General features: G+C 66.3%; 19 protein-coding genes and 1 tRNA gene. 5 read left to right on the forward strand and 15 right to left on the reverse strand.

Going from position 1 to position 21,785, the window contains the following annotated elements; translation table 11 throughout:
* Nucleotides 1-12: 12 nt before the first annotated feature.
* From GDH07_RS22885 to GDH07_RS22895, 3 genes are all read right to left on the reverse strand, one after another.
* Nucleotides 13-399, reverse strand: coding sequence for a c-type cytochrome (locus tag GDH07_RS22885; RefSeq protein ID WP_022638841.1), 387 nt, complete (start codon nucleotides 397-399; stop codon nucleotides 13-15).
* 123 nt (nucleotides 400-522) lie between these two features.
* Nucleotides 523-598: transfer RNA gene (locus GDH07_RS22890), tRNA-Thr, on the reverse strand.
* A gap of 133 nt (nucleotides 599-731) precedes the next feature.
* Nucleotides 732-1,523 (reverse strand): SDR family NAD(P)-dependent oxidoreductase, encoded by a 792-nt coding sequence (locus GDH07_RS22895; protein ID WP_022639205.1) that lies wholly within the window; start codon nucleotides 1,521-1,523, stop codon nucleotides 732-734.
* A 128-nt stretch (nucleotides 1,524-1,651) separates the two neighbouring features.
* Between GDH07_RS22895 and GDH07_RS22900 the strand changes: the two genes are divergently transcribed.
* The 3 genes from GDH07_RS22900 to GDH07_RS22910 all read left to right on the forward strand — a co-directional run bounded on the left by GDH07_RS22900 (nucleotide 1,652) and on the right by GDH07_RS22910 (nucleotide 4,214).
* The gene (locus GDH07_RS22900) at nucleotides 1,652-2,548 is read left to right on the forward strand and encodes a LysR substrate-binding domain-containing protein (protein WP_068589583.1); all 897 of its coding nucleotides are present in this window, start codon (nucleotides 1,652-1,654) and stop codon (nucleotides 2,546-2,548) included.
* A gap of 159 nt (nucleotides 2,549-2,707) precedes the next feature.
* On the forward strand, nucleotides 2,708-3,718 hold the full coding sequence (locus tag GDH07_RS22905) for an aldo/keto reductase (protein ID WP_103324651.1): 1,011 nt from the start codon (nucleotides 2,708-2,710) through the stop codon (nucleotides 3,716-3,718).
* Nucleotides 3,719-3,803: 85 nt separating this feature from the next.
* Nucleotides 3,804-4,214 (forward strand): SRPBCC family protein, encoded by a 411-nt coding sequence (locus GDH07_RS22910; RefSeq protein WP_022639208.1) that lies wholly within the window; start codon nucleotides 3,804-3,806, stop codon nucleotides 4,212-4,214.
* Between the two features lie 73 nt (nucleotides 4,215-4,287).
* Here GDH07_RS22910 and speB read toward each other — a convergent pair whose 3' ends face one another.
* Both speB and GDH07_RS22920 read right to left on the reverse strand, forming a co-directional pair.
* Complete coding sequence (gene speB / locus GDH07_RS22915) at nucleotides 4,288-5,244, reverse strand: agmatinase (RefSeq protein WP_022639209.1); 957 nt, start codon at nucleotides 5,242-5,244, stop codon at nucleotides 4,288-4,290.
* Between the two features lie 28 nt (nucleotides 5,245-5,272).
* A complete protein-coding gene (locus GDH07_RS22920) occupies nucleotides 5,273-6,658 on the reverse strand; it encodes a sodium:solute symporter family protein (RefSeq protein ID WP_152899016.1) in 1,386 nt (461 codons plus the stop codon).
* A 217-nt stretch (nucleotides 6,659-6,875) separates the two neighbouring features.
* Here GDH07_RS22920 and GDH07_RS22925 point away from each other — a divergent pair, with 217 nt between their 5' ends.
* Nucleotides 6,876-7,520, forward strand: coding sequence for an amidase (locus GDH07_RS22925; RefSeq protein ID WP_085595750.1), 645 nt, complete (start codon nucleotides 6,876-6,878; stop codon nucleotides 7,518-7,520).
* Between the two features lie 49 nt (nucleotides 7,521-7,569).
* Here GDH07_RS22925 and GDH07_RS22930 read toward each other — a convergent pair whose 3' ends face one another.
* From GDH07_RS22930 to GDH07_RS22970, 9 genes are all read right to left on the reverse strand, one after another.
* Complete coding sequence (locus GDH07_RS22930) at nucleotides 7,570-7,791, reverse strand: formate dehydrogenase subunit delta (protein ID WP_053132601.1); 222 nt, start codon at nucleotides 7,789-7,791, stop codon at nucleotides 7,570-7,572.
* Nucleotides 7,788-10,685, reverse strand: a complete 2,898-nt coding sequence (gene fdhF, locus GDH07_RS22935) for a formate dehydrogenase subunit alpha (protein ID WP_152899017.1) — start codon at nucleotides 10,683-10,685, stop codon at nucleotides 7,788-7,790. Before fdhF ends, GDH07_RS22930 begins: the two co-directional genes overlap by 4 nt.
* Nucleotides 10,682-12,238, reverse strand: a complete 1,557-nt coding sequence (locus GDH07_RS22940) for a formate dehydrogenase beta subunit (RefSeq protein WP_152899018.1) — start codon at nucleotides 12,236-12,238, stop codon at nucleotides 10,682-10,684. Before GDH07_RS22940 ends, fdhF begins: the two co-directional genes overlap by 4 nt.
* Nucleotides 12,238-12,714, reverse strand: coding sequence for a formate dehydrogenase subunit gamma (locus tag GDH07_RS22945; RefSeq protein ID WP_022639215.1), 477 nt, complete (start codon nucleotides 12,712-12,714; stop codon nucleotides 12,238-12,240). Before GDH07_RS22945 ends, GDH07_RS22940 begins: the two co-directional genes overlap by 1 nt.
* Before the next feature lie 513 nt (nucleotides 12,715-13,227).
* Nucleotides 13,228-14,043 carry an ABC transporter permease gene (locus GDH07_RS22950; protein ID WP_152899019.1) on the reverse strand — a complete coding sequence of 272 codons (816 nt, stop codon included), beginning with the start codon at nucleotides 14,041-14,043 and terminating at the stop codon, nucleotides 13,228-13,230.
* Between the two features lie 7 nt (nucleotides 14,044-14,050).
* Nucleotides 14,051-14,887 (reverse strand): ABC transporter permease, encoded by an 837-nt coding sequence (locus tag GDH07_RS22955; protein ID WP_022639217.1) that lies wholly within the window; start codon nucleotides 14,885-14,887, stop codon nucleotides 14,051-14,053.
* Nucleotides 14,888-14,897: 10 nt separating this feature from the next.
* Nucleotides 14,898-16,010, reverse strand: a complete 1,113-nt coding sequence (locus GDH07_RS22960) for an ABC transporter substrate-binding protein (RefSeq protein WP_022639218.1) — start codon at nucleotides 16,008-16,010, stop codon at nucleotides 14,898-14,900.
* 209 nt (nucleotides 16,011-16,219) lie between these two features.
* Complete coding sequence (locus GDH07_RS22965; protein ID WP_343038318.1) at nucleotides 16,220-17,311, reverse strand: ABC transporter ATP-binding protein; 1,092 nt, start codon at nucleotides 17,309-17,311, stop codon at nucleotides 16,220-16,222.
* A gap of 171 nt (nucleotides 17,312-17,482) precedes the next feature.
* Nucleotides 17,483-18,400 (reverse strand): LysR substrate-binding domain-containing protein, encoded by a 918-nt coding sequence (locus GDH07_RS22970; RefSeq protein ID WP_152899020.1) that lies wholly within the window; start codon nucleotides 18,398-18,400, stop codon nucleotides 17,483-17,485.
* 302 nt (nucleotides 18,401-18,702) lie between these two features.
* Between GDH07_RS22970 and GDH07_RS22975 the strand changes: the two genes are divergently transcribed.
* Nucleotides 18,703-20,286: a zinc-binding metallopeptidase family protein gene (locus GDH07_RS22975; RefSeq protein WP_152899021.1), complete on the forward strand. Its 1,584-nt coding sequence runs from the start codon at nucleotides 18,703-18,705 to the stop codon at nucleotides 20,284-20,286.
* A 259-nt stretch (nucleotides 20,287-20,545) separates the two neighbouring features.
* Here GDH07_RS22975 and GDH07_RS22980 read toward each other — a convergent pair whose 3' ends face one another.
* Complete coding sequence (locus GDH07_RS22980) at nucleotides 20,546-21,754, reverse strand: methyltransferase (RefSeq protein WP_152899022.1); 1,209 nt, start codon at nucleotides 21,752-21,754, stop codon at nucleotides 20,546-20,548.
* Between the last annotated feature and the right edge of the window lie 31 nt (nucleotides 21,755-21,785).

Consider the following 21,785-nt stretch of genomic DNA (forward strand, 5'->3'; position numbering starts at 1 on the left):
AGCGAAACGGGATCAGGGATTGGGGAAGGTCTGTAGATAGGCCAGCAGGTTGTCGATTTTCTCTTCGTCGCTCAAGCCCCAGAAAATCATCCGGGTGCCGGGCACCACGCCCTTGGGATCTTGCAGGTACTGGGTGAGCTTGTCCCGGGTCCAGACGATGCCCGAGGACTTCATCGCCGTCGAATACTGGTAGTCCTGGGCGCTGCCGGCCGGGCGGTCGATGATGCCGTTGAGCTCTGGCCCGAACGAACTGCGCACCGAAGGCCCAATATTGTGGCAACCACTGCACAAGCGCTTGAACAACTTGGCTCCGGTTTCGGCATCGCCGGCCACAGCCGGGGCGCTGAACAGCATGGAGTGGAGCAACAGGGCGAGGATGGATGCAGCGATGGGTTTCATGTTGTGCCTGGGTAGCGCTGGAATCGGCGGCTATTGGAGCACGAAGCGTGTCTGGATGGGGAGCTTGGAGCAGATGCCAGAAACGACAAAGCCCTCGCATCGCTGCGAGGGCTTCGTTTTATATGGTGCCGGCACCAGGAGTCGAACCCGGGACCTACTGATTACAAGTCAGTTGCTCTACCAACTGAGCTATACCGGCGTGTTAGGGCGACGATTATAGCGATTGGCGGGGTTCTGTAAACCCCTGAAAACTGACTATTTTTGCCCGGGCCTCGGCGCCGGGTGGCCCCGCAACCTGTGGTGGTTGCGGGCTAGGCGCCTGGTGTGGCGACTCAGATCGCCAGGCTGTCCACTACGCCGCCGTCCACGCGCAGGGCCGCGCCGGTGGTGGCCGAGGAGAATGGCGAGGCGATGTAGGTCACCAGGGAGGCCACTTCCTCGACTTCGGCCACGCGCTGGATGATCGAGCTGGGGCGCTCGCGGCGCACGAAGGCGTCGGCTTCTTCCCGCGGGCTGCGGCCGGATTGGCGCACCGCGTCGGCCACCAGGTTGGCCACGCCTTCGGTGAAGGTCGGGCCCGGCAGGATCGCGTTCACGGTCACGCCGGTGCCGGCCAGGCGCTTGGCCAGGCCATGGGAGACGGCCAGGTTGGCGGCCTTGGTGACGCCGTAGTTGATCATCTGCGCCGGGATGGCGACGCCCGATTCCGAGGACAGGAAGATCACCCGGCCCCAGCCGCGCTCGACCATCCCCGGGGTGTAGTGGCGGGACAGGCGCACGCCGGAGAGCACGTTGATTTCGTAGAAATCCATCCATTGCTGGTCGTCGGTGTCGAAGAAGTCGACATCGTTGTAGATGCCCAGGTTGTTCACCAGGATGTCGGCCTGGGGCTCGGCGGCGAACAGGATATCGGCGCCGGCCGCAGTACCGAGGTCAGCGACCACGCCACGGGCGCTGCCGTTGCTGGCGTGGATGCCGGCGACGGCTTCTGCCACCGAGGCCGCGTTGCGGCCGACGATGACCACACTGGCGCCGGAGGCCGCCAGGCTACGGGCGATGCCCAGGCCGATACCGCCGGTGGAGCCACTGATAATGGCGGTCTTGCCGCCCAGATCGATTTGCATGTTCGGATTCCTCATCTTGGGGGGCACAAGACCTGTGCCGGTGATCGATTCGAGATGGCGCCATCCTATTGAACGCCAGTAAGATCGTATATGACTTAATTTGTCATACTTGAGTCCCTGAGGGTCATATGCTGGATCTTAGACAATTGCGTTATTTCGTTGCCGTCGCCGAAGTCGAGCACGTCGGCAAGGCGGCCGAGCAACTGCACATCTCCCAATCGCCGCTGAGCCGGCAGATCGCCCAGCTGGAAGAGCGCCTCGGCCTGCAACTGTTCGAGCGTAGCCAACAACGCCTGCGCCTGACGTCCGACGGTCGCACCTTCCTCCACGAGACCCGGGCCCTGCTCAAGCATGCCGAGCGCCTGGAATCCCTGGGCCGGCGCCTGGGGCGTGGCGAGACGGGTGGGTTGTGCATCGGCTACGTTAGCCATGCGATCCATGCCGGGGTGCTGCCCGGTGCCTTGCGCCATGTGCGCGAGGAGCGCCCGGGTATCCATATCGCGTTGTACAACCTGTCGGCCCAGGAGCAGTTCGAAGGGTTGCGCCAACGCAGCCTGGACATCGCCCTGGTCTGCGAACCGCCGGCCACCGACGATCCGGAGCTTTTGGCCGCCCGGGTGTTCGACGACCCGTTGCGCCTGGCCTTGCCCCTGGGGCATCCCTTGGCGGACAAGCCCAGCATCGAGCCGGCCGATCTGCACGAGCAGGACTGGATCATGGTCGAAGGCCAGTTGCAGCCCAGCCGGCGCGAGCGCTTCCTGGCCAGTTGCGTGGCCGCGGGCTTCACCCCGCAGATCCGCCTGGAAGCCGCCGAGCCGCTGAGTGCCTTGGGCCTGGTATCCGCCGGCCTGGGCCTGGCGCTGATCCAGCAGAGCATCAATGGTGAAGGCAATCCGAACGTGGTCTTGCGTGAACTGCCCTGGTTGCAGCAGAGCACCGGCCTGTGGGCGGCCTGGCACCGTGTCGACCTGCGGCCGATAGTCGGGGATTTCCGCGAGATGGTGCTGGCAGGGGCGGCAAGCTGAAATTGAAGGGACCTGGATGGGGGCGGGAAGCGGTCCTAGAGCGATTGGACCTGTTTGGTCTTAAGTCTGTCGAATTATGACTTGGACGGTCTCGGTTGGCTGGTTTTAGGATGCGCTCACTGGAGTTCACAAGCGACTCCCCCCAACCAGGAGCAATCCATGAGCCTCAAATCCTTGATCCCAACCCGCCTAGGTTTCGGCAGCGCCCCACTGGGCAACATGTTCCGCGCCGTATCCGCCGAAGAAGTACAGTCCACCGTCGACGCCGCCTGGAACAACGGCGTGCGTTACTTCGACACCGCACCCTTCTACGGTGCCGGCCTCTCCGAAAGCCGCCTGGGTGCCGCACTGGCCAAGCGTCCACGCAACGAATACGTACTGAGCAGCAAGGTCGGCCGCATCATCCTCGACGAACTGGAAGACCCTGCCGCCCGTGAACTGGGTGAGAAGAGCGGCCTGTTCGAACACGGCAACCGCAACCGCATCGTCAACGACTACAGCGCCGATGCCACCCTGCGTTCCATCGAAGACAGCCTCAAGCGCATGGGCACCGACCACCTGGACATCGTCTGGATCCACGACATCGCCCAGGACTTCTACGGCGACGAATGGCTGACCCAGTTCGAAATCGCCCGTACCGGCGCCTTCCGCGTGCTTTCCCGCCTGCGTGAAGAAGGTGTGATCAAGGCCTGGGGCCTGGGCGTCAACCGCGTCGAGCCGATCGAACTGACCCTGGACCTGGACGAACCACGTCCCGATGGCTTCCTGCTGGCCGGCCGCTACTCGCTGCTGGACCACGACCGCGCCCTGCAACGGGTCATGCCGCAAGCGGTGGAGCAAGGTGTCGGCATCGTCGTCGGCGGTCCGTACAGCTCGGGTGTCACCGCCGGTGGCGAGCACTTCGAGTACCAGAAGGCCAATCAGCAAGTGCTGGCCAAGCTGGAGCGCATCCGCGCCGTGGCCCGTGCCCACGATGTGGACGTCAAGGCCGCTGCCCTGCAGTTCGCCCTGGCTCACCCGGCGGTGGTTTCGGTGATCCCCGGTTCGACCCGCCCACTGCACGCCAATGAAGACCACGCCGCCATGAGCGCGGTGATCCCGGCCGCCTTCTGGCAGAACCTGCGCGAGCAGGGCCTGATCAACCCAGTGGCGCCTGTTCCAGCCCAGTGATCCTACCCGCGCGGGGCCGCCTGGCGGCCCTGTCGCAAGCGTTTACGACCTTATTGAAGGGGCTGTAGCCCCAGGAGAAATCATCATGGCCCAGGCCAAAGCTTCCATCGAACTGAACATCGACGCTGCGCGCGTCTGGCAACTGATCGGCGGTTTCGACTCGCTGCCCGACTGGCTGCCCTTCATCCCCCAGAGCGCCCTGAGCGAAGGCGGCCGGGTCCGCAGCCTCAAGAGCGCCGAAGGCGACACCATCATCGAGCGCCTGCTGGACTTCAACGAAGCCGGTCGCAGCTACAGCTACACCATCCTCCAGGGGCCAGCCCCCGTGCGCGACTACCAGTCGACCCTGCGCGTGGTAGAGAACGGCAAGGGCTCGCGCGTCGAGTGGTCCGGCTCGTTCGTGCCAGCCGGCATCAGCGACGAACAAGCCATCGAGCTGTTCACCACCATCTACGCCGATGGCCTGGCAGCGCTCAAGCAAGCCCTGCAAGGTTGATCGCGGCACCCAAGGCGCCTTGCCCGGCGGCGATCACTCGTCGCCGGGCAAGGCGCTTTTTCATGGGCGCGTTTCAACCCCGATTCGCCACCGACTCGGCCAGGATGCACAGCAGCTCGAACATCAGGGTCGCGCCGGCCAGGGCGGTGGCGCCGCCGAGGTCGAAGGGTGGCGAGACTTCCACCACGTCGGCGCCCACCAGGTTCAGGCCGCGCAGGCCGCGGATCAGCTGCTGGGCCTGCAGGGTGGTCATGCCGCCGATTTCCGGGGTGCCGGTGCCGGGGGCGAAGGCCGGGTCGAGCACATCGATGTCGAAGCTGATGTAGGTCGGCTCAGCGCCCACCACGCGCCGGGCTTCGGCCAGGGTCGCCTCGACGCCCAGGTCGGCGAATTCCTCCATGTGGATCACGCGGATCCCACAGTCCTTGGCGAAGTCTTCGTCGTCGGCCGAGTAGATCGAGCCGCGGATGCCGATCTGCACCGTGCGCCTGGGGTCCAGCAGGCCCTCTTCGATGGCCCGGCGAAAGGGCGTGCCGTGGGTGTAGAGGTTGTCGCCGAAGTAGCGGTCGTTGGTATCGGAATGGGCATCGAAGTGCACCATGCCGATCGGCCGCTGGCGGGCCAGGGCCCGGAAGATCGGCAGGGTCACCAGGTGATCGCCACCCACCGACAGCGGCACCGCGCCGGCCTGGTGCAGCTGGCTGAAGAAACCCTCGATCTGTTTCAACGAGTCCAACAGGTCGATGGGGTTGACCGGGGCATCGCCCAGGTCGCCGACCCGCACCAGGTCATAGGGGGCGATGCGGCTGACGTGGTGCACCTTGCGCATCAGGCTCGACTGGTTGCGCACCTCGCGCGGGCCATGACGGGCCCCGGCGCGGTTGGTGGTGCCGCCATCCCAGGGCACCCCCACCAGGGCGATCTGCACCTGCGCCGGGTCGTCGAACAGCGGCAGGCGCATGAAGCTTGGAATACCGGCGAAGCGCGGGACCAGGGCAGCGTCTATCGGCTGCGGGAAAGACTGGGACATGGGCGATTCCTCGTTGTGGATTCAGGGATCAATCGGCGGTGCTGCGCAGGGCTGGTGCCGGCTGGCTCACCAGGCTGACGGCGACGAAGGTCAGCAGGCTGACGCCCAGGCCGTAGTAGATCGGGGTGTTGGCCAGGATGCCGTCGCGGGCCATGCAGACGATCACCGTCAGGCCGCCGCTGACCATGCAGGCGATGGCCCCGGCAGCCGAGGCCCGGCGCCACAGCAAGGCGCCGATGATCGGCACCAGCAGGCTGCCCACCAGCAGGTTGTAGGCGATGCTCAGGCCGGCGATCACGTCGTTGACCAGGCAGGCCATCAGCAGCATCGCCACCCCCAGGCCGAGGGTGATCCAGCGGCTGCTGGCCAGGTGGTTTTCCCGGCCGCGGGTCAGGAAGCGGCTGTAGATGTCTTCCTTGAGCACCGTCGCCGAGGCCAGCAGGCAGGCACTGGCGGTGGACATGATGGCGGCCAGGGCCGCCGCCACCACCAGCCCGCGCAGTCCGGCCGGCAATACGTTGCGGGTGACTTCGGCAAAGGCGTTCTCGGCCACCGAGAGGTCCGGTAGCAGCAGCTTGGCAGCGGCCCCCACCAGGGCACAGGCGGCGCCGTAGAACATGCAGTAGACCCCGGCGCCGAGGCCGGCGTAGCGCACCACCCGTTCGCTGCGGGCGGTGAACAGCCGCTGCCAGATGTCCTGGCCGATCAGCGCGCCGAAGAAGTACAGCAGGAAGTAGGCGAGGATGGTATCCAGGCCGATGTTGCCCCACTCGAAGAACCCCGCCGGCAACCTCGCCTGCATGGCTTCGAGGCCGCCGGCCTGGCCGACGCTCATGGGCAGCAGGACGCAGAAGATGCCCAGGGTCATGATCACGAACTGGATGATGTCGGTGAGGGTCAGCGACCACATGCCGCCGATCACCGAGTAGAAGATCACCAGCGCGCCGCCGCAGAGAATCGCCGGGATGCGCGGGATGTCGAACACCACCTCAGTGATCGAGCCGATGGCGATGGTCGCGGTGACCGCCACCATCAGGTCGTAGGCCACCATCACGCAGCCGCCGATCAGGCGCGACGACGCCTGGTACCTTTGTTCGAGGATCTGGGTCACGGTGAACACCCGCAGCTGGGCGATCTGCCGGGACAGCACCAGGCTCAGGACGATGATCCCCAGGCCCAGCATGAACACCAGCCACAACCCGGAGATTCCGTAGCTGTAGCCCAGGCGTACCGAGCCGATGGTGGAGGCGCCGCCGAGCATCACCGCCGACAGGGTGCCCAGGTACAGCGCCGGGCCCAGGCGTCGCCCGGCCACCAGGAAATCGTCCTGGTTGCGCACTTTGCGCATGCCCCACCAGCCAAGGCCGGCCATCAGCAGGACGTAGACCAACATGACCGCATAATCGAGTGCCATAACGGGTGCTCCCTGGTTGTTCTTGTTGTGCAGGCAGATGAGCGCAGGGTAGATCGTGGATTGGCCGGGATACATCCCGGCAGGCGCAAGCTGGCTTGTGTTTTCACGCAAGTGGCCCGGTGGCGTGGTCTTGCCCGGACCGCCATGAAGTCTGCGCAATCCCGGCCGATAGCCTGCCCGGGCCACGAGGCGCAATCAGTCAAAGGAAGCAGTAGCGATGAATGTCAGAAGTCTGGCCCTGGTGGCGTTGTTGGGCTCGCTTGGCGCGTGCAGCGTCAAGCCGGTGGAGCCCTATTCGGAGCCGCCCCTGGGCGCATCGGTGGCGCAGTTGCGGGTGATCACCAACGGTGAAGTGCGCGGTGGGGCCTATGCCGGTTGCATCGGCGACAACCAGCGCCTGGCCAAGGCCGGGCGCTTTGGCAGCGAGCACCGGGCGAACGTCAACTATCCACAGTTTCCCGAGGCCCCGCGGCAGATCGACATGCTGCCGCGATTCGCCCCGAAGCTGCCGGACTACCCCGGAGCCATTCGCCGCGGTGAAGGCGAATACTCCGAGATCGCCACCGAATACCGCGTACCCGCCGGGCGCCCGTTCCTGCTGGAGGGCGGCGGGGTGGCGGCCGGGGGGACCGGCAATGCCTACCGCACCTGCCCGCAGGTACAGAAGGTGGTGGTGTTCGAGCCGGGCAAGAGCTACGAGGCCTATGCCGGCCTGAACTACATTCCGGTGGCCGGCGGCGAGGTGGAGGCGCTGTGCGTATTCACCGTGTACCAGCTGCTGCCCCTGAGCAAGCCGGGGGCCAGCATGCCTTTGGCGTTGCAGACCAGCGCGCCGGCGCAGCAGCGCTGTTCCGGCCGGTGAGGGGATGACGCCCGGGCCTGCGGTGATGGCAGGCCCGGGCGCGTCTGGGCTAGGTGGCCTTGCCGGGGGCGTCGATGGCTTGGCACACCAAGGGATGCAGCTCGCTTTGCCGTTGCTGCTGGTGCCAGGCCAATAGCTCCTGGCGCATGGCTGGGGTCCAGAACAGCTGCATGTGGTTGCGCACGCTGCTTACCGCCTGGGCCTGGTCCGGCTCGTTGGCGAAGTACGAAGCGATCTGGTTGGCCATCTTGACCAGGTTGGCGGTGCTCATCGGCGCACCTCCGCCTTGTGGCCCCGGGACCGGTCGCGGGCTTGCAGCAAGCGCTGCTGCTCGTCACTGAAGGCCTGGTAGCGCTTCTGCCACTCGGACGGATGGTAGACCCGGCTGACCTCCACCGCCGTGACCTTGTACTCCGGACAGTTGGTGGCCCAGTCGGAGTTGTCGGTGGTGATCACGTTGGCGCCCGACTCGGGGAAGTGGAAGGTGGTGTAGACCACCCCCGGCGCTACCCGCTCGGTCACTCGGGCGCGTAGCACGGTCTGCCCGGCGCGGCTGCCGATGCCGACCCAGTCGCCTTCGCTGATGCCCCGGCTCTCGGCATCGGTGGGGTGGATCTCCAGGCGGTCCTCGGCGTGCCAGGCGACGTTGTCGGTGCGCCGGGTCTGGGCGCCGACGTTGTACTGGCTGAGGATGCGCCCGGTGGTCAGCAGCAGCGGATAGCGGCTGTTGACCTTCTCGTCGGTGGGCACGTAGCCGGTGAGCATGAAGCGCCCCTTGCCGCGTACGAATTCATCGATGTGCATGGTCGGCGTACCGTCCGGGGCCTGGGCGTTGCACGGCCATTGCAGGCTGCCGTGACGGTCCAGGCTGGCATAGCTGACGCCGGTGAAGGTCGGGGTCAGGTGGGCGATCTCGTCCATGATCTGCGACGGGTGCTCGTAGTGCATCGGATACCCCAGGGCCGCCGCCAGGGCCAGGGTGCCTTCCCAGTCGGCCTTGCCGCCCAGCGGCTCCATGACCTTGCGCACCCGCGAGATGCGGCGCTCGGCGTTGGTGAAGGTGCCGTCCTTTTCCAGGAACGAGGCCCCGGGCAGGAACACATGGGCGAACTTGGCGGTTTCGTTGAGGAAGATGTCCTGCACCACCACGCATTCCATGGCCGACAGGGCGGCGGTCACGTGCTGGGTGTTGGGGTCGCTCTGGGCGATGTCCTCGCCCTGGCAGTACAGGCCCTTGAAGCTGCCGCCCAGGGCCGCCTCGAACATGTTGGGAATACGCAGCCCCGGATCGGGTTGCAGGCTGACGTTCCACGCCTGCTCGAACTCCTGGCGCACGGTCTGGTTGGAGATGTGCCGGTAGCCCGGCAGCTCGTGGGGGAAGGAGCCCATGTCGCAGGAACCCTGGACGTTGTTCTGGCCCCGCAGCGGGTTGACCCCGACCCCTTCGCGGCCGATGTTGCCGGTGGCCATGGCCAGGTTGGCGATGCCCATCACCGAGGTGCTGCCCTGGCTGTGCTCGGTGACGCCCAGGCCGTAGTAGATCGCCGCGTTGCCGCCAGTGGCGTAGATCCGGGCGGCGGCACGGATGTCGGCTGCCGGGACCCCGCAGATGGCGCCCAGTACCTCCGGCGAGTTGTCCGCACGGCTGACGAAGGCGCTCCACAGGGCGAAGGCCTCGGGCTCGCAGCGGGCCTCGACGAACGCCTGGTCCACCAGGCCCTCGGTGACGATCACGTGGGCCAGGGCGTTGAGCATGGCCACGTTGGTTCCCGGGCGCAGGGCCAGGTGCAGCTCGGCGCGGGCGTGGACCGAGTCCACCAGGTCGATGCGCCGAGGATCGATGACGATCAGCCGCGCCCCTTCACGCAGGCGGCGCTTGAGCTGGGAGCCGAACACCGGATGAGCGTCGCTGGGGTTGGCGCCCATCACCAGGATCACGTCGGCCTGCATCACCGAATCGAAGCTCTGGGTCCCGGCGGATTCTCCCAGGGTCTGCTTGAGGCCGTAGCCGGTGGGCGAATGGCAGACCCGGGCGCAGGTGTCGACGTTGTTGTTGCCGAAGGCCGCCCGCACCAGTTTCTGCACCAGGTAGGTTTCCTCGTTGGTGCAGCGGCTGGACGTGATGCCGCCGATGGAGTCGCGACCGTACTTGAGCTGGATGCGCCGCAGCTCGCTGGCAGCGTATTGCACGGCTTCGTCCCAGCTGACCTCCTGCCACGGGTCGCTGATGTGCTTGCGGATCATCGGCTTGGTGATGCGGTCCGGGTGGGTGGCATAGCCCCAGGCGAAGCGGCCCTTGACGCAGGAGTGGCCGTGGTTGGCCTGGCCGTTCTTGTCCGGGACCATGCGCACCAGCTGCTCGCCCTTCATCTCGGCGCGGAACGAACAGCCCACGCCGCAGTAGGCGCAGGTGGTGATCACCGCCCGGTCCGGCTGGCCCATTTCCACCACGCTTTTCTCCATCAGGGTCGCGGTGGGGCAGGCCTGCACGCAGGCGCCGCAGGACACGCATTCGGAGTCCAGGAAGTTGTCGCCGCCGGCCGCCGCGACCCGGGATTCGAAGCCCCGGCCGCTGATGGTCAGGGCGAAGGTGCCCTGGGTTTCCTCGCAGGCGCGCACGCAGCGGTTGCAGACGATGCACTTGCTCGGGTCGTAGTCGAAGTAGGGGTTGGAGCTGTCCTTCTGGTCGCTCAAGTGGTTGGCGCCGTCATAGCCATAGCGCACTTCGCGCAGGCCCACCTGGCCGGCTACGGTCTGCAGCTCGCAGTTGCCGTTGGCCGAGCAGGTCAGGCAGTCCAGCGGGTGGTCGGAGATGTACAGCTCCATCACATTGCGGCGCAGGCTCGAGAGTTTCGGCGTCTGGGTATGCACCACCATGCCCTCGCTGACCGGGGTGGTGCAGGAGGCCGGGTAGCCGCGCATGCCGTCGATTTCCACCAGGCACATGCGGCAGGAACCGAAGGCCTCCAGGCTATCGGTGGCGCATAGCTTGGGAATGCTGGTACCCAGCAGCGCGGCGGCGCGCATCACCGAGGTGCCCTGGGGCACGCTGATGCTGCGGCCGTCGATGCTCAGGCTGACCTGTACCTGGCTGTCGCGGGCCGGGGTACCCAGGTCCACGGCGTTGAGGTCGATGTCCTTGGCGGGGTCGAAGAGCGTGATCATTGGTCGGCCTCCGTGGTGTGCAGACCGAAGTCGGCAGGGAAGTGCTTGAGGGCGCTGGCCACCGGGTAGGACGTCATGCCGCCCAGGGCGCACAGCGAGCCGTATTGCAGGGTGTCGCACAGGTCCTTGAGGATCAGCGCCTGGTGCTGGCGCTCCTCGGGGCCGGGAGCCGCCAGCAGGCGGTCGATGACTTCCACGCCACGGGTCGAGCCGATACGGCACGGGGTGCACTTGCCGCAGGATTCCTCGGCGCAGAACTGCATGGCGAAGCGCGCCATGTGAGCCAGGTCGAGGCTGTCGTCGGCCACCACCACGCCGCCGTGGCCGAGCATCGCGCCCATGGCGGCAAAGGCCTCGTAGTCCAGCGGTGTGTCGAACTGCGCGGGCGGGACCCAGGCGCCGAGGGGGCCGCCAACCTGGGCCGCCTTCAGTGGCCGGCCGCTGGCGGTGCCGCCACCGTAGTCATGCAGCAGCTCGCCCAGGGTCAGGCCGAAGGCCCGTTCCACCAGGCCGCCATGGCGGACATTGCCCGCTAGCTGGAAGGGCATGGTGCCCAGGGAGCGGCCCATGCCGTAGTCGCGATAGAACGGCGCGCCCTTGGCCAGGATCAGCGGCACCGAGGCCAGGGTCAGCACGTTGTGCACCAGGGTCGGCTGGCCGAACAGGCCTTGCAGGGCCGGGATCGGCGGCTTGGCGCGGACGATCCCGCGCTTGCCTTCCAGGGAGTCGAGCAGCGCGGTTTCCTCGCCGCAGATGTAGGCCCCGGCGCCGACCCGCACTTCCAGGTCGAAGGGCTGGCCGCTCCCGCCGGCATCGGCCCCCAGGTAGCCGGCGTCCCGGGCCAGGTCCAGGGCCGCGCGCAGGGTGGCCACTGCCTGGGGATATTCCGAGCGCACATAGATATAGCCCTGGCTGGCACCGACGGCGATGCCGGCGATGGCCATGCCCTCGATCAGCAGGAAGGGGTCGCCCTCCATCAGCATGCGGTCGGCGAAGGTCCCGGAGTCGCCCTCGTCGGCGTTGCACACCACGTACTTCTGCTGCGGCGGGGTCTCGCGCACCGTGCGCCACTTGATCCCCGCGGGGAAGGCCGCGCCGCCCCGGCCCCGCAGGCCGGAGTCGAGCACTGCGGCTACGGTCTGCTCGCCGCCCAGGGCGATGGCGCGCTCCAGGCCGGCGAAACCGCCGTGGGCCCGATAGTCCTCCAGGGACAACGGCCGGGTGATGCCGGCGCGGGCGAACAGCAGGCGCTGCTGGCTCTTGAGGTAGGGAATCTGCTCCACCAGGCCCAGGGCCAAGGGGTGGCTGGCCGGATCGGCTTGCAGGGCGTCCAGCAGCGCCGGCACGTCGGCCACGCTCAGCGGACCGAAGCCCAGGCGGCCCTCGGGGGTATCGACTTCCAGCAGCGGTTCCAGCCAGTACAGGCCACGGGAACTGGTGCGTTGCAGTTGCAGCGGCAGTTGGCGCTGGCCGGCCCGGGCCAGCAGGGCATCGGCCACCTGGTCGGCGCCCACGGCGCGGGCCAGGGAGTCACAGGACAGGTAGAGGTTCATCACGCATCCTCCCGGCAGCTGTCGAGCAGTGCATCCAGGCGTTCGGCGCTGAGCCGGGCATGCAGCTGGCCGTCCAGCTCCAGGGCCGGCGAGCAGGCGCAGGCCCCCAGGCAGTACACCGGCCGCAGGCTGATGCGGCCATCGGCGCTGCTGCCATGGTCGTCCAGTTGCAGGCGCTCGCGCAGTTGCGCCGCCAGTTGCTCGGCGCCCCGGCTCTGGCAGGATTCGGCGCGGCACAGGCGCAGGATGTGCCGCGCGGGCGGCGCAGTGCGAAAGTCGTGGTAGAAGCTGATCACGCCGCGCACTTCGGCCTGGCTCTGGTTGAGCCCATGGGCGATGGCGGGGATGGCCACGTCGGGGATGTAGCCCAGCTCTTCCTGGATCTGGTGGAGCAGCGGCAGCAGCGCCCCGGGAACATCCTTGTAGCGCTCCAGCAGGGTATGGATCACAGGCAGGTGCAGCGATTCATCAGGCATACAGCATTCCTCACGGTCACGGACATACCTGGTGGTTGTCGGTTGTCCGAAAGTCCCGGCTGCGGCCCTGGTTGCCACGTCACGGTAGCGCGGCGATCCGGCCGGTAGCCATGCACCCTGAATGGGTATCTTGTCGTACCCGGTGCGGTCGTCGCCGCACCTGTTCAGGGCATAAAGGGCAGCTTGACACGCTGCCTCTGATTGCTCCGCACGAAAGCGACTTGCTCGGTTCCGAAAGCGACTATCCATTGAGTCTAGAAGAGACGGCGCAAGCCCGTGGGACGAGCCGCGCACTATGGAACCAAACCCATGGGGCCAGAAGTGACTTCGGTCAGTTCCTGGCCGAATAATCCGGGTGATCGGAGGCGGTTGTAGCGAGGGAGCTTGCTTCCCCTCGGGCGCGCAGCGGCCGTAGAACCTGGGTCCGCGGCGCGTCGTTGGGAACCGGGACTCAGGTATCGGGCCGGCGCTGCCAGCCAGCGCGAGCAAGCGCCCCCGCCACCAGAAGGTGGGTCAGGAACGGGCGCGGCGCTGGGCGTAGTACTGCAGCACCAGGCGGCCGACGAGCACCAGCAGGGTCAGGCTGATCAGCAGCACGGAAATGGCCGCCACGCTGGGGTCGACGTTGTCCCGCAAGCCGCTCCAGATCCGCCGGGGCAGGGTGTTGACGTCGACGCTGGTGATGAACAGGGTCATTGCCACTTCTTCCCAGGACAGGGCGAAGCTCAGCAGCGCGGTGGAGAAGATCCCCAGCTTCAGGTTCGGCAGGATCACCAGGAAGGTGGTCTGCATCAGGCTGGCCCCCAGGTTGCGCGAGGCCAGCTCGATGCGCCGGTCCACCTGGCTCAGCGCCACCAGCATGGTCACCACGCCGTAGGGCACCACCATCACCACGTGGGCGATCACCACCCCGGGCAGGCTGTCGTAGCCCCACCCCGGGGCGATGCTGCCCAGCTTGGTTTCCATGAAGTACAGGACCAGGGCCGAGATCACCGGCGGGATCGCCATGGGCAGCAGCACCAGGCCGATCAGCAGGGTCGCCAGGCGCGAGCGCAGGTACCAGATGCCCAGGCTGAAGCTCACCGCCAGCAAGGTGGCGATCAGGCTGGTGGCCGTGGCGATGACCAGGCTCTGGCCGATGCTCGACAGCCAGTCGGGATTGCTCAGCAAGGCTTCGTAGTGGCGCAGCGACCAGTTGCCCTCGGGCATCGACAGGTAGCGCTTGGCGGTGAAGGACACCGGGATCACCGTCAGCAACGGGAACAGCATGAAGGCCATGGCGACCACGGCGATCAGCCGGGTGCTCAGGGCAGTGCGATGTGTATTCATAGTGACCTCAACCCACCAGTCGATTGACACGGGTGATGCGCATCAGCAGCCAGATCAGCGCGCTGACCAGGGCCAGCAGCACCAGGCTCAGGGCCGCGCCCAGCCCCCAGTTGCTGGTCTGGAACATCTGCAGGAATACGTACTCGGCGATCATCACGGTTTGCCCGCCACCCAGCAGCACCGGGGTGATGAAGAAGCCCAGGCAGAACACGAAGACCATGATGAAGGCCCCCAGCAGCCCCGGCAGGGTCTGCGGCAACAGCACTTGCCAGAACGTCCGCAAGGCCCCGGCGCCCAGCCCGCGCGAGGCCAAGAGGACCCGCTGGTCCAGCTGGCGCATGCTCGACAGCAGCGGGAACAAGGCATAGGGGATCATGAAGTGGAGCATGCCGATCACCACCCCCAGTTCGTTGCGGGTCAGTTGCAGTGGATGCTCGATCCAGCCCAGGGACAGCAGGCTGTCGTTGATCACGCCATTGCTGCGCAGGGCGATCAGCCAGCCGAAGGCCCGCACCAGCACCGAGATCCAGAACGGGATGAACACGCAGATCTCCACCATGCGCTGCCAGAACGGCGGGCTGAAGACCCAGCAGTAGGCCAGCAGATAGCCGATGACCAGGGCCAGCAGGCTCACGGTCAGGCACAGGCGCAGGGTACGCAGCAGCATGTCGTGGATCGCCGGGTCGCTGGCGATACGCTGGTACTGCTCGATGCCGGGTTCGGGCAGGGTGAAGCTCCAGCTCACCACGCCGATGAAGGGCAGCAGGTAGAACAGCACCAGCAACAGCGGCAGCGGTACCAGCAGCAGGCTGCGTTCCAGGCGCGCGGTTTGGGTCGCACTCATGGTCGGCGTCTCACTTGGACAGGTGGGTCAGGTACTGCTCCAGGGTGCTGGAGTAGTGATCGGCGTACCACTGGGTATCCAGCAGGATCTGCTTCTTCATGTTGGCCTCGGACGCACAGCTGAGCTCCAGCTGCTCGGGGCTCATCAGCTTCTGGGTAGCAGGGTTGGATGGACCGTTGCCGAGGATCTCGAACAGCTTGAGCTGGCCTTCCGGCTGCAGGGCATGCTGGATGAACTGCATGGCCGGGGCGGTACCCGCCGGGTTGTTGCTGAGCACGGCCCAGCTGCTGTTGGTGAGGAAGGCGTTGTCGTAGCCCCATTTGATCCGGCCCCCGCTGTCCTCGCGCAGCAAGGTGGCGCGGGTGTGCCAGAGCACGCCCATGGAGGCTTCGCCTTCGATCATCAGTTGCTGGCTTTCCGCGCCCGAGCCCCAGAACGACAGGACGTGGGGCTTGAGTTCGTCGATCTTGCGCAGGGCCCGTGGCACGTCCAGTGGATACAACTTGTCGACGCTTACGCCGTCGGCCAGCAGGGCGGCCTCGAGCATGCCGTTCATCCATTTGTAGAGGGTGCGCTTGCCGGGGAATTTCTCCACGTTCCAGAAATCCGCCCAGTCCCTGGGGCCGTTGTCGCCGTACTTCTCGCTGTCCCAGGCCAGCACATAGCTGAGCATGTAGCCGGCGATCCCGTAGTCATGGCTCATCCCCGGGGCTACCTGGTCGCGCTGCACCACGCTGTAGTCCAGGGGTTGCAGGATCTTCTCGCGGCCCAGGTTCAGGGCGCTGTAGCCTTCCATGTCCACCACGTCCCAGCTGGGCTGGCCGCTGGCCAGTTGCGAGCGTACCGCGCCTTCGGTGGGGCCGGCGCCGTCTATGCGCACCGGGATGCCGGTGCTCTTGGTGAAGCTGTCGGTCCAGGCCGCGCGAAAGGCGTTCAATGCATCGCCGCCCCAGTTGACCAGCACCAGGGGTTTGCCCGCCGACCAGCTGATCCCGCTGCGCAGAGCCAGGGGCACGGCGGCCAGCAGGCCCATGGCCTGGACGAAGGTGCGGCGGCTGATCTGCCCGCCACGGGCTTTTTCGATGAGGATTTCGATGCAGTCGCGCTGGTGGTGCTGGCTCATGGGGCAAGTCCTCGCCAGGCCGGTGCCCTAGGCGCCAGCCGTTGATTGTTGTTGTTCTGTACGAAAACCGGGGTGGTGGTCCTCTGCAGGAGCAGCCGGTCGACGCTCGAGTGCTCGCGATGGTCGTGAACGTTACGGGGTCAACGCAGCGCTCTGCAGTCCATCGCGGGCAAGCCTCGCTCCTGCAATTGCCTGACTGATCGCGGGGCTCAGGCTTCCAGCAGGAAGCTGTGGCGTACCGGCCAGCTGAGCCACACCGGGGTGCCGCTGGGCAATCGGGCGCCGGGATGATCGCCGGGTACCGAGAGGTTCACCGGTGCCAGCTCCGGGGCGATGTTCAGCGCCAGGTGGGTGCTGGAGCCCTGGTACACCCGTTCGCCCAGGTGCGCCGGCAGCACGTTGTGCTCGCCCGGTTGCGGGCGCTCGGTGTGCAGCGTCATGTGCTCGGGGCGTACCGCCAGCAACTGTGGCTGGCTGCTTAGCTCACCGGGGAGCGCGGCATGCAGGGCGACGTCGCCACAGCGGCCACTGGCGTGGCCGCCATTGCGGGCAATGTCGCGCAGCGGGAACAGGTTCATCTTGCCCAGGAACTCGGCGACGAAGCGGTTGCTGGGGCGGTCGTAGATGTCCTGGGGCGAGTCGATCTGCGCCAGGCGTCCCTGGTTGAAGATGGCGATGCGGGTCGACAGGGCCAGGGCTTCGCCCTGGTCGTGGGTGACGAACACGAAGCTGGTGCCCACCTGACGATGGATGCGCTGCAGCTCGGCTTGCAGTTGTTCGCGCAGGTTCTTGTCCAGGGCCGAGAGCGGTTCGTCGAGCAGCAGCATGTCCGGCTCGAACACCAGGGCCCGGGCGATGGCCACCCGCTGCTGCTGGCCACCGGACAACTCGGAAGGCTTCTTGTGCAGGTGTGCACCCAGGCCCACCACTTCGAGGATGTGCTTGACCCGGCGCTGGCGCTCCTCGGCCTTGACCCCGCGGATGCGCAATGGGTAGGCGACGTTGTCGGCCACGCTCATGTGCGGGAACAGCGCGTAGCCCTGGAACACCATGCCGTAGTTGCGTTTTTCCGCCGGGCGCCGGCTGATGTCGACACCACGCTCCATGAGCTTGCCGGCGCTGGGGGATAGGAAGCCTGCGAGGATCATCAGCAGGGTGGTCTTGCCTGAGCCGGAGGGGCCCAGGAGGGTGAGGAATTCGCCTTGGCGAACGTCGAGGTCAATGCCGTCCAGGGCTGTGAAGTTGCCGTAATACTGGCTGATTCCCTGGGCGCTGAGCTGGGTCGAAGGACTGCTGGACACTACAGAGTTCTCCTGCGGAAACCGACCTGCGCTGTGGAGTTTTTATTGTTGGAACAGCAGGCGGTTGGCTCATTATTGGCAAAAGCAACGGCACATCAATGGAATAATTTTTGCCTCATTGGTGAGTGAAATTATCCATTGGCCAGGGGCCGTTGCCGCCTTCGCCCAGGTTCAAGGCTTGATCAGCAAGCTGTCGGTAATGCCTTGGGTGGTGTTTTGCAGCTGGTATTTCAGCCACGTCGAGAAGGCCCGCACCGCCGGCCGCTCGGCCTTGGCCGGATCGATCGCCAGGAAGTAGCCGCGCCGGGCGCTGATGGCGATATTGAACGGCCGCACCAGCAGTCCCCGGGCCAGGGCGTTGCCGCTGAGCAGGCTGTCGCCGATGGCCACGCCCTGGGCGGCGATGCACGCCGACTGCGCGCAGTGGGCGTCGGAGAAGGTGATGCCACTGTCCGCATCGACCTGGTCGACCCCGGCAGCGGCCAGCCAGGCGCGCCAGTCGCTGGTGTCGTTCATGTGGATCAGGGGCAGGCCGGCCAGGTCCTGTGGCGTTTTCAAGCCGCCGATGGCGTTGACCAGACGCGGGCTGCACACCGGCGAGAAATGCAGGGTGAAGATCGGCTCCACCAGGAGCCCGGGCCAGTCGCCGATGCCGTAGGTAATGAACAGGTCGGCCTCGGGATCGCTGGTATCGTCCCAGGAGCGCGGGTTGACCACATGCAGCCGTACCTCGGGGTATTGGCGCTGGAAGCTGTTGATGTGGTTGCACAGCCAGAAGCTGGTGAACCCCGGGTTGCAACTGATGCGCAACTTGCCGGATACCGTCGGCCCATCGAACAGCCGGCCGGCGTCCTGGATATCGGCGAGGATGCGCCGTACCTCGCGGGCATAGCACTGGCCCTGGTGAGTCAGGCCGATGCCGCGCCCGACCCGTTCGGTCAGGGCGAACCCCAGGCTCTGTTCCAGGCTGATGATCTGGTGGCTGATGGCGCTGCGGGTCAGGCTCAACTGCTGGGCGGCGGCGGTCACGCTGCCCAGCCGGGCGACCGCGTCGAGGGCGCGCAAGGCGCTGATCGTGGGAAAACGCATACAACCTCCGGGTCGGGGGAACGGGTTTTCGAATGCGTCCGGCCTGGTGCGTCCAGGAACTTGCGACGCAGCAGGTCGCGCCGAAGTATGGGTCGCGGCAGCGTGGAATTGGTTAGTTTTTTTGCCCATTGCTGGCGAAATAATTTGATTGATGTAGCCAGCGCTTCACCAATACTGGCCCTCGATCCGGGCTGAGCCAACCGGACCATTCCCATAACAACAACAGGTCCGGCCGACCCGGGTGGATGCCGATGTGCCCAGTTCGTGACTGGCCGGGACCTGGATAACCAGGAGTGCCGAGGATGTCGCGCTACAAAGAATTCGCGCTGGATTGGGTCGAACGCCACCGCCAGCAATTGTCGGACTGGCACCAGCTGATCTGGCACTACGCCGAGCCGGCGTTTCGCGAGTACAAGTCCAGTGCCTGGTACATGGAGTTGCTGGAGGCCGAAGGCTTCACCGTCGAGCGCGGCAGCGGCGGCATGCCCACCGCCTTCTGTGCCACTTTCAGCCAGGGTCAGGGGCCGTTGCTGGCCACCTATGGCGAGTACGATGCGGTACCGGGCAACTGCCAGGCCGCCACCACCTGCAAGCAGCCCCGCGATGGCCTGTCGCGCTTCGCCCCGGGGCATACCGATCCACACTCGGCCCTGGGCATCAGTGCCCTGGGCGGGGCCCTGGCGGCCAAGGCGACCATGCAGGAATTCGGCTTGCAGGGCAGCATCCGCTTCTTCGGCGAGCCGGCGGAAAAACTCCGCGCCTCCAAGCCGGTACACGCGGCCAAGGGTTACTACGACGACCTGGATGCGGCCATCAGCTTCCACCCCACCTACATGCTGCCACTGAACAACACCACCACCTGGGATACCCACTGCGGCATCGCCTACGCCTACATCTACAGCTTCACCTGCGAAGACCCGGAGAACTGGATCGCCGCCGATCGCTACAGCCCGATCCCGCAGAACCACCTGGCGGCCCGGGCCCCGGGGGCCAACGATGCCCTGGTGCATTTCTATACCTTGAACGAAAGCCTGCGCCGCTCGACCCTGCCGTTCACCGGGTTGTGGAGCTACAACGAGGCGATCCTCACTGCAGGCCAAGCCACGGCCGACAACCTGCCGCCGCATTTGTCGCAGATCCAGTACCTGCTGCGCTGCGATTCCATCGAGCAGGCCGAGACCATTTCCCAGGTGATGGACAACAACGCCGCCGCGGCGGCCATGGTCACCGGCTGTCGCTGGAAGAAGACCTGGGTGTGCAAGTCTCGCGGTGGCCTGCCCAACCATGTCATGGCCCAGGCCACCTACGCCAACCTGGCGGCGGTGGGCGCCCCGCAGTGGGACGAAGAAGCCCGGGAGATCGCCCGCCAGATCCAGCGCAATCTGGGCCTTGAGGCCATGGAACGGCCCTTCCTGCCGGCCACCGAGGCGCTGATCGAACCCCAGGAATGCGAGCGCCAGCTGCGCCTGCAAATGCCGGCCTGGCAGAACTACCTGACCTCCGACGACTACCCGGAATACACCTGGCACTGCCCGACCGTACGCTTGCTGGTGGCCCGGCCGATGCTCAGCGCGCCACCGGGAGTGGTCTATCCGGATTGGGTCTCCAACGCCCTGGGCGGGATTCGCCAGACCATCGACCCGATGATCGAGGTGGCGGCCAAGACTATCGCCGCGACCCTGGTGGACTTGCTCACCGACGAGGCATTGCTGGCGGCGGCCAAGGCCGAGTTCGTCGAGCGCACGGGTGGCGGGATCGGTGGCAGTCACTGGCAGGCACCGCTGCTGCCCAAGGACTTCCAGGTGCCCCACGACTTCCGCTGGCCGGAATACATCAGCACGGTGCGGGGCGAGGAATGGTGGATTCCGGCGCGGGCCGACGAGTAGCCGCCGCAGCCTGGGCGAGGGGGCGTTATACCGCTTCGCTCAGGCGCTTATGCACAATGGATGGGTTTTTCGACCGGGCAGATGACGAATCTGTGGAGCCATTCTCATCTTTTTGCAACTGGCTGTTTTTTCGATGGTTTATTTTTGTGAATAAAAAATGACCAGTTGCGTGTGGCGGCTCCATACCCCGTTTTCACGGGACTTGCCAGGATTTGATCAACAGACTTATCCACAGGTCGCGACGGGCTGTCGCAGGGCTTCAGCGCTGGGCCAGGAGCAGCAGATTGCGCGGGGTCAGGTGCGCAGGGCAGAAGGTCCCCAGGCGTACCTGATAGCCCTGCTGTTGCAGAAACAATGCCCGGTCCAGCACCAGCCACAGTTCCAATGGCCGGCGGAACAGACCGCGCAGCAGTTCCAGGTTGCGCACCTGGGCCAGGCGTTGCCAGCCGGCGGCTTCCAGTGCCGGCCAGTCTTGCACGCCGATTGTGGGTAGCTCCTTGAGGGCGGCCAGGTCGCGGCAGTATTCGGCGAACGGCTTGTCCAGCCAGTGACTGGGCAGCGACGGCGTGGGCAGGTAGTCGTCGACGCCTCGCAACTGGCGTTGCAGCAGGTCGAAGCCCAGGCGCCAGGCCATGGACTGGTCGCGCTGGCGCCGGACCCGGGCCCCGGCGGTCACGGTCTCGCTCATGGGCAGGCCCAGGTCGTCCAGGGACAGCTGCAGGACGGATGCCTGGCCGGCTGTGGATAAACCCTGGTACTGGCTGGCGCTGGTGCGGTTGTAGCAGCACGGGGCGATGGCCAGCTGGCGGCAGCCGGCCTGGCTGGCGAGCTGCATCAGGCGCACGTGCAAGTCGCCGCAGGCATGCAGCGCCACCGGGCTGTGTCCGGCAGCCAGCTGCGCGGCGACCGTATCGGCCAGTACATCCTGCTGCACATGGCTGGCGGCCAGGCCATGGTGGCGGCTCAGTTGTTCGCCGCTGGCCACCAGCGCCGGGTCGTATTCGAGGCAGGTCAGGCATTGCCCCGGTTGCAACAGGCGCCGTCCCAGGTGGCCCTTGCCGGAACACCAGTCGAGCCAGTGGGCGGGAGCCTGGTCGAATTGCAGGCGGGCGGCGAAGGCTTCGATCTGCTGCCATTTGCGTCCGGGCACATCGACATTCAACCGCGCTCGCATGGCCGGCAGGTCATTGGCGGGCAGTTCTGCCAGCTCGGCCAGGGCCCGCGACTGGGCCGCCAACTGGGCGAAGGGGGCGGGCGCGTCCAGTTGTTCCGGGTGATTGTGGGCGGTTTCGGCGTCTGCCAGGGAGCGCTGGCGCAGCCACTGGGCGAGTTCGGGGTAACGGGCTTCCCAGGGCAGTTGCAGATGCTGGAACGGGCGTGGGCGCCAGAGCCCCTGGTGCTCCAGGAGAAAGGCATCCAAGGCCTGGAAGCGGTTCAGTAGTGCAGGGCCTTGGAGGATCGAAGACATGGGCGTGGCGTCCGGCTGGCCCGCTCCCTGG

Source organism: Pseudomonas piscis (assembly GCF_009380155.1).
In the GTDB taxonomy this organism is placed as follows: Bacteria; Pseudomonadota; Gammaproteobacteria; order Pseudomonadales; family Pseudomonadaceae; genus Aquipseudomonas; species Aquipseudomonas piscis.